The sequence below is a fragment of the Bradyrhizobium sp. AZCC 2176 genome (genome assembly GCF_036924645.1).
Classification (GTDB): Bacteria; Pseudomonadota; Alphaproteobacteria; order Rhizobiales; family Xanthobacteraceae; genus Bradyrhizobium.
In genome coordinates this window covers 3,393,269-3,407,411 of the sequence record NZ_JAZHRX010000001.1, presented here as the reverse complement: position 1 = coordinate 3,407,411, position 14,143 = coordinate 3,393,269, and the positions used below count along the sequence as shown (strand labels likewise).

The window sequence follows — 14,143 nt, the reverse complement described above, 5'->3', positions numbered from 1 at the left end:
GATTAGAGGGGCTGAACGTAGGGTACAGCATTCATCAACAGCGCACCAAAAAGAAGGACCAGATAGAGCAAGGAAAACACGAACAGGCGACGCGCAGGCTGCCTTTCCCTGTCATTGCTCCGACGTACTTGCCATGAGAGAAAAATCATGATCGCTCCAAGCATCGCCGCAACGACGCCATAGATCGCGCCCGCGAACCCCAATGCCCAGGGCAGCAGTGAGACAAGAGCCAGAAGAACGCTATAGAGAAGAATCTGGCGCTTTGTTTCGGCGCGGCCGGCTACGACTGGCAACATCGGCACCCCGGCGCGAGCATATTCTCCGGCAAGATTGAGCGACAGTGCCCAGAAATGGGGTGGGGTCCAAAGGAAAATGATCAGGAACAGGATGAGCGGTTCGAGCCCAACATTTCCGGCGGCCGCGACCCAGCCGATTACCGGAGGGAGTGCGCCAGCCGCGCCGCCAATGACGATATTTTGCGGCGTTCGGCGCTTGAGCCACATCGTGTACACGACGACATAGAAGAAAATTGTGAAAGCAAGCAGCGCAGCCGCGGCCGCGTTCAGGAACGTGCCGAGGCTTAGAACGGCGCATATGCCAAGCACCAGCCCGAAAATCAACGCTTCCGGGCGCGATACGCGGCCGCTGGGAATTGGACGCATGGCGGTACGCGCCATCAACGCATCGATGTCGGCGTCGAACCACATATTGAGCGCACCTGCGGCGCCGGCTCCAGCAGCTATGCAAAAAAGTGCAACGACACCGGCGAAGGGATCGATGCCGCCCGGTGCGACCATGAGACCGACCAGTGCGGTAAAGACGACCAGCGACATAACGCGCGGCTTCGTCAGCGCGACATAGTCCCCGATGCTGGCATAGCTCCCGCGAACGAGAATTGAACGATTGATTTGCATGAGATCAGTGCCTCCCCTTGCCGGCAACATGGCGGCGTCTTTTAGTCCGGTACTAAAAATCCATCGGTTGCAGAACACTCTTGTCAGGCGGTCTCCGAAACGCAGCAGTCCGCTTTACTGGACCTTTGCGAGCTTGCTTCCTGCAGGGGCAAACCCAGCCTTCTTTCCCTTCGCGTCGAACTGCTTGAGGTAGGCGACGATGTCGTCAATTTGCTTTGGATCTTTCAAGCCTGGAAACGTCATTTTGGTGCCGGGTATCTTGGCTTTCGGATCCTTGATGTATTCGCGGAAGGTTGCTTCATCCCAGGTGATCCCGGAATTCTTGTTCGCGGCTGAATAGCTGTAGCCTTCAATCGTCCCGGCCTTTCGCCCGAACAGCCCGTTGAGCAACGGGCCAACGGCGTTCTTTGCGTTCTCCCCGATCTGGTGACACGCCTTGCATTGGACAAAAATCTTCTCGCCGGAAGCCGCATCCTGGGCATACCCGGGAACGACTGCGAAGATTCCGGCTCCGAGCACGAGAATGAAGCGGCGCATCCGACTGTCTCCATGGCCGACAAGGAAGTGGTCGCGCAAACCGCAGCGACTATCTTGCCAATTGGCTAGCCCAGCGAGTTGATCACTTCCCGATAGGCGGCTTCAGGAAACGCTTTCAGCGTGCGCGTCCGGATGTTTCCCAGCATGCCCAGTTGCAGATTAAAGCGCGCCGCCACAGCATCATCAGGAGCTTCGTAGATCGCGACCATGTCATACTCGCCCATGGTGAGGAAAAAGAGCTTGAACTCGCCGCCCATATCCTTGAGTGCTTTCTTTGCCGTATCCAGACGACGAGGCGAGTCCTTTACCTTCAGGATGCCCTGGTCGGTCCAATTTGCGAGCATGACGTATGTGGTCATGACCTCTTCCTTCTGATGCGAGGCGGCAGTAGCTAAGTCGGCGACGTGAAGAACAAAACCCGGATGAGGTGCGTGTACTCGGATTCGAACACCATGATGGCGACGAACACCAGCACCAGCACTGGAGGCAGCAGGATGGCATAGGCGAGCGCCAACCGCTCCCAGGCCATGTGCATGAATACCGCGACGATCAAGCCGGCCTTCAGCACCATGAAAAGCAGGATCAGCGACCATCTGAGATAGCCATGGAGGCCAAAGTAGTCGACGAGATAGGAGCAGGTGCTGAGGACGAACAACCATCCCCAAACCACGAGATAGAGCTTGATCGGGTGCTGCTGCCCCTTTGCGTGCGTGGCTCCCGCCGCGATTGCCTCATGCACATGGGTTTTCAGCAAAGGTTGTTGTGCTTCCAGTTGTACCGCCACGTTTGTCATGCGCCGACCTCACCAAAGATAAAAGAAGGCAAAGATGAACACCCACACCAGATCGACGAAGTGCCAGTACAGACCGGTGATTTCGACGATCTCGTAATTCCCCTTCCTGCTCGTGAAGAAGCCGCGCCTCCCGACGTCGAAGTCTCCCCGCCAGACCTTTCGCGCGATCGCGATCAGAAAAATCACGCCGATTGTCACGTGAGTGCCGTGGAAGCCGGTGATCATGAAGAAGCTGGAGCCGAACTGCGCTGCTCCCCAGGGGTTTTCCCAGGGCCGCACGCCCTCCATGATCAGCTTGGTCCATTCGAAGGCCTGCATTCCGACGAAGGTTGCGCCAAGCGCCGCCGTGGCCAGCATCAGTACCGCGGTCTTGGTGCGATCACGGCGGTAGCCGAAATTGACGGCCATCGCCATTGTCCCGCTGCTGCTGATCAGGATGAAGGTCATGATGGCGATCAGGATCAGGGGGATATGGTGTCCCGCAATCTCGAGGGCGAATACCTCGCTCGGATTCGGCCACGGCACGGTCGTGGACATTCGCGCGGTCATGTAGGACAGCAGGAAACAACTGAAGATAAAGGTGTCGCTCAGGAGGAAGATCCACATCATGGCCTTCCCCCAGGAGACATTCTTGAAGGCGCGCTGATCCGAGGACCAGTCGGCAGCAATGCCTTGCCAGCCGGCAGCCCGCGCAGGCGATTCTCCAGGGTTTGTCAGCGCGGTCTCTGCCATCTGGTTTCTCCTAGTTGAGCAACCGCCGACAGATGTCGACGAAATCGTCCGTCCAGCCCGTCAGCAGACCAAGCAAGACCAGCCAGACCAGCAGCAGGAAGTGCCAGTAGATCGTGCAGAGCTCCACGCTCAGGCGCACTTGGGGCATCTCGGCGCCACGCCACACCTTGCCCGTCGTTCTGCCAAGCGCCACCAGGCCGCCCATCAAGTGCAGCCCGTGCGCCGCGGTAATCATGTAGAAGAAGGAATTGGCAGGATTGGACGCGACGAAATAGCCCGCTTCCCTCAACTGTTGCCACGCCAGCAATTGTCCAACCAGGAATGTAACGGCGGATGCACCCCCTGCGCACAGGCCGACGATGACACCGTTGATGTCGTCCCGGCGCGCGGCCACATACGCCCACTGCAGCGCGACACTGCTCACGACCAGGACGCCGGTGTTGAACCACAGCAGCGCAGGCACGGGCAGCGTCCGCCAGTCCACCATGTTCATGCGCATGGAGTAGGCGCTGATGAAGAGTGCGAACAACGAGGTGGCGACCGCGAGAAACACGCCCAGTCCGATCTTCGCTGCCGGCAGGGTCATTGCTCCCGTGCCCGGGAAGTCATCGATCGGACCTTCTTCCAGCCAGGGCTTGGCTGTCAGCCGCTGTTGCGACAGCCACCACCCTATGATGACCGCTATTACAGCCATGAACAGGATGATGGCGCTCACGGAGCAGCTCCCTGAAGGGCCGGCGTCGCTCGTGGCTGGTTCTGCGGAATGAAATCCTGGGCGGCACCGGGCACGCTGTAGTCATACGCCCATCGATAGACCACCGGGAGCTCCTTGCCCCAGTTGCCGTGCCCGGGCGGGGTCTCCGGCGTCTGCCACTCCAGCGTTGTCGCCCGCCATGGATTGCCCCCTGAGGGCCGGCCCTTGAAATAGCTCCAGACGAGGTTGAACAGGAATACCATCTGGGCGAAGCCCACGGTCAAAGCCATGATGGTGATGAAGGCATTGAGCGTATGGGTCGATGACGGGATGAACGCCGCTTCGCCGATGTCGTGATACCGGCGCGGAACGCCGAGCAGTCCAATGTAATGCATGGGGAAGAAGATCAGATAGGCGCCGAGGAACGTCACCCAGAAATGAAACTTGCCCATCCAGTCATCCAGCATCCGCCCCGTGACCTTGGGATACCAATGATAGATCGCGCCCAGCACGACCATGATCGGCGCCACGCCCATCACCATATGGAAATGCGCGACGACGAACATCGTATCCGACAGCGGGACATCGACGACGACGTTGCCGAGGAAGAGGCCGGTGAGCCCGCCGTTCACGAATGTGATGATGAAGCCGAGGGCGAACAACATCGGAACCGTGAGGTGGATGTCGCCGCGCCACAGGGTCAGCACCCAGTTGTAGACCTTGATCGCGGTAGGGATGGCGATGATGAGCGTCGTCGTGGCGAAGAAGAACCCGAAATGCGGGTGCATGCCGCTCACATACATGTGGTGCGCCCACACGACGAAGCTGAGCGCGCCGATCGCCACGATAGCCCAAACCATCATGCGATAGCCGAAGATGTTCTTGCGCGCATGCGTGCTGATCAGATCGGAAACGATGCCGAAGGCCGGCAAGGCGACGATGTAGACTTCAGGATGGCCGAAGAACCAGAACAGATGCTGGAACAGGATCGGGCTGCCGCCGCCGTACTTCATCTGCTGCCCCATCTCGACGAGGGAGGGCATGAAGAAGCTGGTTCCCAGCAAGCGATCGAACAGCATCATGACAGAGGCGACGAACAGCGCCGGGAAGGCCAGCAATGCCATCACCGTAGCCGTGAAGATGCCCCACACCGTCAGCGGCAGCCGCATCAGCGTCATGCCGCGGGTGCGCGCCTGCAGCACCGTCACCACATAATTCAGCCCGCCCATGGTGAAGCCGATGATGAACAGGATCAGCGAGGACAGCATGAGAATGATGCCCCAATCCTGCCCGGGCGTGCCGGAGAGGATCGCCTGCGGCGGGTATAGCGTCCAGCCGGCGCCGGTTGGCCCGCCAGGCACGAAGAAGGTCGACGCCAGCACCACGACTGCGAGCAGATAGACCCAGTAGCTCAGCATGTTCACATAAGGGAACACCATGTCCCGAGCGCCGACCATCAGCGGGATCAGGTAGTTGCCGAAGCCTCCAAGGAACAACGCCGTCAGCAGGTAGATCACCATGATCATGCCGTGCATGGTGATGAACTGGAGATATTGATTTGCATCGATAAAGGAGAATGTGCCGGGAAATCCCAGTTGCAGCCGCATCAGCCACGACAGCACCAGGGCCACCAGCCCGATTGCCGTCGCCGTCAGCGAGTACTGGATAGCGATGACTTTGGCATCCTGCGAAAAGACATACCGCGTCCACCAGCTTTTGGGGTGATAGAGCTCAACCTCCGGCACTTCTGCAGGCGGAGCGTCCGCGATTGCATCATAGGGGACATCGACCATTGAATTACCTCCCGGTCGTTTCTTCCATCAGGGCGCGATGAGAGGGTCTTGCGCGCCCAATTTTATCTTCGCAGCAGCATTTCTTATTTGCCGCCGGATTCGTACGTCGCCCTCTTGACGGCGCTTTGGCCTGACAATTCTGCAAACGTCTTCTGTTGCTCCAGCCAGGCGTGATATTCGCTTTCTTCGTCGACGATAACCTTGGAGCGCATCTGCGCATGCGCAGCGCCGCACAACTCGGCGCAGAGCACATCGAACGTTCCGGTTCGGATCGGAGTCATCCAGAAATAGGTGACCATGCCGGGAACCATATCCATCTTGGCCCGGAATTCAGGCACGTAGAAATCGTGCAGGACGTCGACGGAGCGGAGCAAAACCTTGACTGGCTTTCCGACCGGGAGGTGCAACTCGCCATTTTCGATCACGACGTCGTCCTGTCCATGCGGGTCGTCGCGTTTCAAGCCCATGGGATTGTCGGGGCCGATGTTGCGGACGTCGGTTGTACCCATCCGGCCATCCTTCCCCGGGAGGCGGAAGCTCCATTGCCACTGCTGGCCCATGACTTCGATCTCGGTGGCATCAGCCGGAACCGTGACGAACTGGTGCCAGACAAACAGGCCGGGCGCCAACATGGCTCCAACGCCGATCGCCGTCCCGATGCTGAGCCACCACTCGAGCTTCTTGTTTTCCGGATTATAGTGTGCCTGCCTTCCCTCCTTGTGATGGAAGCGGAGGACGCAATAGGCCATGAAAGCGATCACCGCGAAGAACACCACGCCGGTGATCCAGAAGGTGATGCTGATGGTGTGGTCGATGTAGCTCCAATTGGTGGCGATCGGCGTCCACCACCACGGGCTGTAGATGTGAAACAGCACCGAGCCGACTGCGATCAGAAGCAGTATGACAGCGACAACCATCCCTCGCTCCTTCTTGCCACTAAAGGCAACGGAGTCGAATCAGAGGGCGGAGCCCGCATCTGTCTCGATGGCTGACTTCACATGCGCCATCGCAGTGCGTCTTGCCTCGCCCACTTTGACCGGTCGCGACATCCAAACGTGGCACCGAGCACACGTTACGACCGCTTTCATCAGATCTGGGGCGTCTAAATAGAGGATGGTACGCGTCGGCGCTGGCGTCAATAGATCACTTGGGCGACGCTGCGCGGATGCCGCAAGCCGGCGAGCGTCGGTCAGCAAGGTCGTTCGGCGATGACGCAATGCACCAAATGACCGTGAACGTGCACAGTTCACCGAACCGTGAGCACTGCCGGGGTCCCTTAGCGCTAAGCTTGACGAGGAGGTCGCGACAAGTTTCGTCCGGCTAAGCTCCTTTCGTTGCATTTGGGTTTGCCGTACTCGGCTCAACCGCGACTCTCGCACATCAATGCGGAGACACGCGGGTTGCGACGCGTCGTTTTGACCGCCGCTACTCCGAGCACGGGAGATTGCGTCCATGGCCACCACGTATTCTGACAGCATCGCAAAATTTGGACGGCACGTTTTCGGCGATGCCGCCACGTATCCCATTCGCAAAATCGAACTATCCGACCTGAGCGAGGCACTGCGCCTGGGCTGGGAGGACTTCAAGGCAATGCCGAGTCACGCCGTTGTGGTGTGCGTGATTTATCCCGTTCTCGGCATCGCCCTGTTCAGGATGGTCCTTGGCTATTCAGTATTGCCGCTACTGTTTCCGCTGGCAGCCGGATTTGCCTTGCTTGGACCCTTTGCAGCGATTGGTCTCTACGAACTCAGCCGCCGCCGCGAGCGCGGCGAAGATGTCGGCGTATGGGATGCGCTTCACGTGCTGCGCGCTCCGGCTCTCGGCGCCATGGTCGAGCTCGGCGTGCTCCTGCTCGTTCTGTTCGGGGCCTGGATCGGCGCAGCGAACGCCATCTACGTCTCGATCTTCGGCCACGCTCCGGCTGCGAGCATCCCCGATTTCGCAACGCGCGTGCTGACGACGCCGGAAGGATGGTCACTCATCATCGTTGGGTGCGGCGTCGGTTTTGTGTTCGCGGTCGTGGCGCTGTGCGTCAGTGTCGTGTCGTTTCCGTTGATGCTCGACCGGCATGCCACTGCGATCGACGCGATCAGGACATCGCTGCGAGCTGTGATGATGAATCCGATTGCCATGGCCGGGTGGGGGCTGATCGTCGCGGCACTGCTGGTGATCGGTTCGTTGCCGGTCTTCGTCGGTCTCGCCGTCGTTCTGCCGGTGCTCGGTCATGCCACCTGGCATCTGTACCGGAAGGTGGTAGAGCCGGATCCCAACCCTCCACAGGAGGAACCCCACCTGCGGAAAGGACACCGCTACGCGGCGGATTTCCCGGCCAATCTCTTCCCGTGGAGCCGCGAGCGCTAGCTCGTAACGATTGAACGGATCCCGGAGTCGCGCCGCTGATTCATGTCTGCCCGGCAATCGGTTCGAGGGCTAGTAACCGGCCCCCGATACCAACAGAACTGCACCGAGTGCCATAAGGAAAAGGCCCGGCCAATTCGTTCCGAGCCCGAGGAATCGCAAGCTGCGCCGTGGCGGCTCCAAAGTATCGCGAGGGGGCCGGGAGGAATCCCGGCCACTGAGCGGTCCCCGCCAGATAGCGGTGCGTGCCAAGTACAGGATTCCGCAGATAACGAAGAGCGCGCCAAGTCCCATCAGGAACATTCTCGCCTCTCTATTTGTCGCTGCCCCGCACACAATACAACCGGACTCAAGCATCCAGGCTCGAAAACGTTCCGGCCAAGCGCTCTAGAACAGCGGCGGCACCTGCCCCACTTTCAACGGCCCGAGAAACACCGCACCGTCGACGAAGCGCAGCGGGAAGGCGCGGGCCTTCCGGCCTTCCAGCTCCGCCTCCTTGCCGAGCGCATTGATGCCCGCGGCGACGCCGGTATTGGCGTTCTGCTTGACGACCTTGCCGAGCCCCGGGATCGCCCTGTCGAGCGCGCCGAACAGGTTGTTGAGATCCTGTGACTTGACGCCAGGTGCTACGCGATCGAGCGTTGCCTGCGGCACGCCCTCCTCCAGCATCTTTTCGATGCCAAGCGCCGGGATCACGCGTTCCAGTCCCGTCACCGTCATCTGTAGTTCGCCGTCGATCCGCCCCTGCGCGTTGAGGCTCAACGACCCCGCGGCCACCGAGATCAGATCGCCCTGTTGAATCCGCGACCGCACGATCTCGACATGGCCGCCCACCGCCTGCAATTCCCTGAACCGCTCTGGCCACGGCTTCGGCGTAAAATCCTTCAGGCCGGTGAGCTTGGTCTGGATGTCGGCGTCGAACGGCGCGGCGAGTATCGGGTGCACCTCCTGCACGTTGCCGCCTGTTATCTGCAGCACCGCCTCGATCACGGGCTTGTCCCGGGTCGAGCCATCGGCAAGGCGCCCGTGCAGTTCGACATGGCTTGAACGCGCGAGCGGCGTTCGTACCGGTCCGTTGACGCGCTCGATCGACGGATTGTCGAACACGATGGACGCGCGCTGCGGAATATCAGGCAGCCCCGACACGCTGCTGCGGCCGGTGGTCCAGTTCACCTGCATCGACGGCGGCTGGCCGCGATCGGCGAGCGTCGCCGGCGCCTTGAATTCGGCGATCAGGAGTCTCGGCTGATAGATCTGCGCGATCACCATGATCTCGCCGAGCCGCGCGACGAACGGCACCTGCGCACCCGCTGTCTGCGAAACCAGCGAAACGCTGGCATCGTCGCAGCGGACCTCGAAGCGGAACGGGAAGCCGGCCACCGAGCGCTTGCCGCAGGCATAGACCCGGCCGGCTTTCGCCTCCTGCGCCGCCCACGCATCGGCGCGGACGCCGGCTTCCGAAGCGGCATAGAACCAGAACGCGCTCCATGCCGCGGCGGCGACGACGAGCAGTGCAGGCATGATGAAGAGGCGCCACAGCGGGCGCCGGCGCGGCGCGGGGGTCATGTCAGGCATGCGGCGTCCTTTGGCTGGCGATTTTGTCAAATGTAAGCATCCGCTTCCCGCAACAAAAGGCATTGAATCCACTTCGCTTTGTCGCGCCGTTCTGGTAGCGATGCGCAGGCATGTCCGCGATTAACCTCAACGATACGGAATTCTCAAAAGGCGACCTCTGGGTGTTCGGTTACGGCTCCCTGATGTGGCGCCCGGGCTTCGAATTCATCGAACGCGTTCCGGCGCGGCTGATCGGCGAACACCGCGCGCTCTGCGTCTATTCCTTCGTCCATCGCGGCACGCCGGAAAAGCCCGGCCTCGTGCTCGGGCTCGACCGCGGCGGCGCCTGCCGCGGCATCGCGTTCCGGGTCGCGGAAAAGAACAGTGATGCGACCATCGCCTATTTGCGCGAGCGCGAGCAGGTCACTTCGGTGTATCGCGAGGTGAAACGATCGGTGTGGCTGGAGAATGATGCGCGCCAGCGCGTCAGCGCCCTCGTCTACGTGGTCGACCGCGGCCACGTGCAATATGCCGGGCGGCTGTCGCCGGCAGAACAGTTGCGCCATGTGCTGCAAGGGCACGGCCAGTCCGGTGTCAACCGCGACTATGTTCTGGCCACCGTGAAAGCGATCGAAGCGGAAGGTTTTCGCGATTCCCAACTGCACCGGCTCGCGGCGATGCTGCACGACCAGCATCCGCTGCATCCACCCGTCGCCCCAAACCGATAGCTCCGCCCGATCAGTTGGCCAGCGCCGTCGCCGGCCGGCGCGGCGCCGGCATGGGCTGATCGGAAATTTCGGGCACGAGACCGATGCCGGCATCGGCGAGCCGCACACGCACTTCGGCGGCGACGTATTTCGCATATTCCGACAGCAACAGACGCAGCGTCGCGCCGCTGGTCCACCACGGCTCGTCGCGCCACCGGTCGCCGACCACCGCGAACGGAATCAGCGTGACGTCGGGCATCGCATGCGACAATTCCAGGATGGCGCGCGGCATATGGTAGTTCGACGTCACCACGATCAGCGACTTGAAGCCGCGCTCGCGGGCCCAGCGCCGCGTCTCCGCGGCGTTGCTCCTGGTATTGACGGCTGAACGGTCGAGGTCAACGCAACAGCGCAACAGCAGCGACTGGTTGTCGGGCAGCGAGCGCGAAATGTCGCTCACCGCGTTGGTCGGATGCACGCCCGAGATCAACAGCCGCTTGCCATAGCCGCCGGCCAGCAATTCCATCGCATCCGACACCCGCGACGAGCCGCCGGTGAACACCACGATCCCGTCGGCGGTTCGCGCCGGCTTGATCTCGACGCCGCGCAATTGCGCGAGAAAGGCGATGAAGCCGATCGCCGCGCCGACGAACAGGATCGCCATGGAGCCGACGATGACGGCGCGCAGCCATCCGCGCGGCCGCGCGGCCGTCGCCCTCGCCGCGCTATCGTCGTGTTGCAAATCCATGTGGTCCGGCAATCCTCTCTCACGTACAATTCTAGAACGTTTTCTCACGAAGTGGAGTCCCGGCCCACCCCGGACCAAGTCCCCTGCACACGTTTCCGGAAGGCGCCATTGGCCCCAATCAATCGATGTCGTCCAGCGTGGCGAACAGCGTTCGCCGCGAGGCCCAGCCGGTAATGGCGGCGATCGCCACGGCCTGCACCGCGAGCGCCAGATAGCCCGAGGGTGGCAGCGAAAACGTCCCCAGGAGCGCGGCGAATTGATCGCCGACCGGGGTGCCCGAGAACCAGGCGGCGATCGATTCGGAGAAGCCGAAGCCCAGCATCGCGGCGCCGCCGCCGATCACCCCGCCCTCAAGCCCCAGTCTGAGAAAATGCCGCAGGAAATGGTTGGCGATATAGCGGTCGCCGGCGCCAACAAAGTGCAGCACCTCGACGATCGGGCGGTTCGCCGCCATCGCGCCGCGGGTCGCGAATGAGACCGAAATGATCGTCGCCGCGATCACCAGCACGAGGATGCCGATGCCGGCAAACACGGTGGCGCCGGTCATCGAGCGCATGCGCTCGATCCAGGCGCGGTGATCGTCGACACTCGCCGACGGCGCCACCTGCGTCACCCTGGTGCGCAATGCCGCGAGGTCGAGCGTGGTGCCGGGCTGGACCCGCGCGACGACGACACGCGGCACCGGCAACTGCTCGATCGACAGCCCGCTGCCAAGCCACGGCTCCAGCAATCTGGCCGATTCGTCCTTGCTGAACGGCTTGACCTGAACGATGCCGGGCTGCGTCCGCATTGCCTCCGCAGCCGCGGTCACGTCGCGTTCGAGGTCGCGCCCCGCCTGCGGGCGCACCTGCATGGTGATTTCGCTGGCGACTTCCGACTGCCATTCCGCGGCCGATGCGCTGACGAGCAGCACGGTGCCGGTGGTGATGGAAGCGAGGAACGTCATGATGGCGACGACGGCGACCAGCGCGCGGCCGGAGATCGACGCGCGCGGCACGATCGGCGACAGGTTGCGCGCACGCGCCGGCACCTGCGGGCGTTCGGTCCCGAGGTCCACCAGCGGCCCATGCTCGTCACCAACCCTACTCATAGATGTGCAACCGTCCCTGGTGCAGCACCATCCGCCGCGCCTCGTACTGGTCCATCAGCGTGATGTCGTGGGTCGCGATGATCACTGCGGTACCCAGCCTGTTCAATTCGATGAACAGCCGCAGCAGGCGCCGGCCGAGCGTCGGATCGACGCTGCCGGTCGGCTCGTCCGCCAGCAGCAATTGCGGCCGCGAGATCACCGCGCGTGCGATCGCGGCGCGCTGCTTCTCACCGCCCGACAGGATCGGCGGCAGCGCATCCATGCGCTCGCCGAGGCCGACCCATCTCAGGAGGTCGATCACCTCGCGGCGATAGCTGGATTCTTCACGGCCCATCACGCGGAACGGCAGCGCCACGTTCTCATAGGTGGTCATGTGGTCGAGCAGGCGAAAATCCTGCAGCACGATGCCGATCTTCTGGCGCATGTTCGCGATCTGATCCTTGCCGAGCAGCGAGACATCCTGGCCGAACAGATTGACGAGGCCGCGCGTCGGCCGCAGTGACAGAAACAACAGCCGCAGCAGCGAGGTCTTGCCGGCGCCCGAGGGACCGGTGAGAAACTGGAAGGAATGCGCCGGAATCAGGAAAGTAAGGTCGCGCAAAATCTCCGGGCCGAGCCCGTACCGCAAACCGACATTTTCGAACCGAACCAAGCTCAGCTCCGCTCGACATGGGCCATCACCGAGCTCCGCTCGGCATGGGCAGCGCCCGGAAACCCCGGACTTGAACCTGAACCTGGACCCGAACCTGAACTTTGGGCTCGTGGCCCGCTGGTTTGGGAACCAACCCGACAAAACGGTTTTGCGGCCGTTATGGTTTCCGATTCGTTAACAGTCGCTATGTAGCATCCGGGCAAAGACACTGGTGAGATGGGCTCCATGCATATCGTTTGCCCCCATTGTACAACATCTTACGCCATCAATCCGGCCACTCTGGGCGCCGGCGGACGCACCGTGCGCTGCTCCCGCTGCAAGGAAACCTGGCTGGCGCAGCCCGAGGACGCGATCGAAATGGCCGCCGCCGTGCCGGACGCCATGCCAGCTTCGGCGCAATCGAGCCAGCCGGCCGCAAACGATGCCGCGGCCGAATGGGAGGCGATGGCGCGCGAGGAAGAGGGACAGGACGCCCCGATGGTCGACAGCCCCTCGATTTCGGCCGGCTGGCCGGCCGAGGGCGAAGGTCCGCCCCAGGGTGGCGACCGCGACTGGCCGTCGGCCGCCCGGCAGGATGCGGAGGACCATCAGGAAATCCCGATCACCACGCACCGCCAGCGGCTCGCCCGCCTGTTCCGGCTGCCCTCCCTGCCCCGCATCCCCTTCATGCCGTCCGTCGGCCTGCCGACCGCCTGCGCCGCGATGGGCGCGTTGATCCTGGCGCTGATGATCTGGCGCATCGACGTCGTGCGGCTGCTGCCGCAAACCGCGACGTTCTACAACATGGTCGGGCTGGACGTGAACCTGCGCGGGCTGGCGTTCAAGGACATCAAGATCACCAACGAGACCGTGGACGGCCAGCCGGTCCTGGTCATCGAAGGCATCATCGTCGGGGAGACCAGGAAACCGGTCGAATTGCCTCGGCTGCGCTTTAGCGTGCGCGACGCGGAGGGCACCGAGATCTACGCCTGGAATGCGGTACTCGAGCAGCCGGTGCTCAAGCCCGGCGAGCGCGCCTATTTCAAGTCGCGGCTGGCTTCGCCGCCGCCCGAAGGCCGTAATATCGACGTACGCTTTTTCAACAAGCGGGATCTGGCCGGCCACGCCTGATGGAGGCCGCCTGTTCCGCTGAGGCGAGAGACGACTTCATGACACGCGTACTGATTGCCGACGACGAAGATTCCATGCGCTCGCTGGTAGCGCGCGCCATCGCCATGGACGGCCACGAAACCGTCACCGCCGAGGATGGCGCCGAAGCGCTCGATATCCTGACCCGCGAACAGGGCATGTTCGACCTGCTGCTGACCGACATCCAGATGCCCGTGATGGACGGCATCGCATTGGCGCTGACCGCGGCGCGCGATTTTCCCAACCTGAAGATCCTGCTGATGACGGGCTTCGCCGATCAGCGCGAACGCGCCTCCGGCCTCAACGCCATCGTGCACGACGTCGTGACGAAGCCGTTCTCGGTGCACGACATCCGCACCGCGGTAGCGGACGCGCTGGCGGCGAGGAAGAACGGATAGAAAAAACAGCGGCCGCGCGCTCAATTTTTCGTTGCAATGATGTTC

Annotated in this window: 16 protein-coding genes; 4 read left to right on the top strand and 12 right to left on the bottom strand. The window is 62.2% G+C overall.

Annotated elements, in window-relative coordinates:
• Window positions 1-2: 2 nt before the first annotated feature.
• From V1288_RS15820 to V1288_RS15785, 8 genes are all read right to left on the bottom strand, one after another.
• Window positions 3-914, bottom strand: a complete 912-nt coding sequence (locus V1288_RS15820; protein ID WP_334357919.1) for a heme o synthase — start codon at window positions 912-914, stop codon at window positions 3-5.
• Window positions 915-1,028: 114 nt separating this feature from the next.
• Window positions 1,029-1,451 carry a c-type cytochrome gene (locus tag V1288_RS15815; protein WP_334357918.1) on the bottom strand — a complete coding sequence of 141 codons (423 nt, stop codon included), beginning with the start codon at window positions 1,449-1,451 and terminating at the stop codon, window positions 1,029-1,031.
• 65 nt (window positions 1,452-1,516) lie between these two features.
• On the bottom strand, window positions 1,517-1,810 hold the full coding sequence (locus V1288_RS15810) for a GYD domain-containing protein (RefSeq protein ID WP_334357917.1): 294 nt from the start codon (window positions 1,808-1,810) through the stop codon (window positions 1,517-1,519).
• 32 nt (window positions 1,811-1,842) lie between these two features.
• Window positions 1,843-2,244 (bottom strand): cytochrome C oxidase subunit IV family protein, encoded by a 402-nt coding sequence (locus V1288_RS15805; RefSeq protein WP_334357916.1) that lies wholly within the window; start codon window positions 2,242-2,244, stop codon window positions 1,843-1,845.
• Between the two features lie 9 nt (window positions 2,245-2,253).
• Window positions 2,254-2,976, bottom strand: a complete 723-nt coding sequence (locus tag V1288_RS15800; RefSeq protein WP_334357915.1) for a heme-copper oxidase subunit III family protein — start codon at window positions 2,974-2,976, stop codon at window positions 2,254-2,256.
• 10 nt (window positions 2,977-2,986) lie between these two features.
• Window positions 2,987-3,691 carry a cytochrome c oxidase subunit 3 gene (locus V1288_RS15795; protein WP_334357914.1) on the bottom strand — a complete coding sequence of 235 codons (705 nt, stop codon included), beginning with the start codon at window positions 3,689-3,691 and terminating at the stop codon, window positions 2,987-2,989.
• Entirely contained in the window at window positions 3,688-5,463 is a 1,776-nt protein-coding gene (locus V1288_RS15790; RefSeq protein WP_334357913.1) for a cbb3-type cytochrome c oxidase subunit I, read from the bottom strand. Before V1288_RS15790 ends, V1288_RS15795 begins: the two co-directional genes overlap by 4 nt.
• An 83-nt stretch (window positions 5,464-5,546) precedes the next feature.
• Complete coding sequence (locus V1288_RS15785) at window positions 5,547-6,380, bottom strand: cytochrome c oxidase subunit II (protein WP_334357912.1); 834 nt, start codon at window positions 6,378-6,380, stop codon at window positions 5,547-5,549.
• Window positions 6,381-6,915: 535 nt separating this feature from the next.
• On the opposite strand from V1288_RS15785, the gene V1288_RS15780 reads away from it, so the two are divergent.
• A complete protein-coding gene (locus tag V1288_RS15780) occupies window positions 6,916-7,824 on the top strand; it encodes a DUF2189 domain-containing protein (RefSeq protein ID WP_334357911.1) in 909 nt (302 codons plus the stop codon).
• A gap of 384 nt (window positions 7,825-8,208) precedes the next feature.
• On the opposite strand, the gene V1288_RS15775 is transcribed toward V1288_RS15780, so the two are convergent.
• On the bottom strand, window positions 8,209-9,396 hold the full coding sequence (locus V1288_RS15775) for a DUF2125 domain-containing protein (RefSeq protein WP_334357910.1): 1,188 nt from the start codon (window positions 9,394-9,396) through the stop codon (window positions 8,209-8,211).
• 110 nt (window positions 9,397-9,506) lie between these two features.
• On the opposite strand from V1288_RS15775, the gene V1288_RS15770 reads away from it, so the two are divergent.
• Window positions 9,507-10,103: a gamma-glutamylcyclotransferase gene (locus tag V1288_RS15770; protein ID WP_334357909.1), complete on the top strand. Its 597-nt coding sequence runs from the start codon at window positions 9,507-9,509 to the stop codon at window positions 10,101-10,103.
• Window positions 10,104-10,113: 10 nt separating this feature from the next.
• On the opposite strand, the gene V1288_RS15765 is transcribed toward V1288_RS15770, so the two are convergent.
• From V1288_RS15765 to ftsE, 3 genes are all read right to left on the bottom strand, one after another.
• Entirely contained in the window at window positions 10,114-10,830 is a 717-nt protein-coding gene (locus V1288_RS15765) for a YdcF family protein (protein ID WP_334357908.1), read from the bottom strand.
• A 118-nt stretch (window positions 10,831-10,948) separates the two neighbouring features.
• A complete protein-coding gene (locus V1288_RS15760) occupies window positions 10,949-11,920 on the bottom strand; it encodes a cell division protein FtsX (protein WP_334357907.1) in 972 nt (323 codons plus the stop codon).
• Complete coding sequence (gene ftsE / locus V1288_RS15755; protein ID WP_334357906.1) at window positions 11,913-12,572, bottom strand: cell division ATP-binding protein FtsE; 660 nt, start codon at window positions 12,570-12,572, stop codon at window positions 11,913-11,915. The genes V1288_RS15760 and ftsE overlap by 8 nt, the downstream gene beginning before the upstream one ends.
• 225 nt (window positions 12,573-12,797) lie before the next feature.
• On the opposite strand from ftsE, the gene V1288_RS15750 reads away from it, so the two are divergent.
• On the top strand, window positions 12,798-13,682 hold the full coding sequence (locus tag V1288_RS15750) for an MJ0042-type zinc finger domain-containing protein (RefSeq protein WP_334357905.1): 885 nt from the start codon (window positions 12,798-12,800) through the stop codon (window positions 13,680-13,682).
• Between the two features lie 38 nt (window positions 13,683-13,720).
• Window positions 13,721-14,098, top strand: coding sequence for a response regulator (locus V1288_RS15745; RefSeq protein ID WP_334357904.1), 378 nt, complete (start codon window positions 13,721-13,723; stop codon window positions 14,096-14,098).
• Window positions 14,099-14,143: the final 45 nt, after the last annotated feature.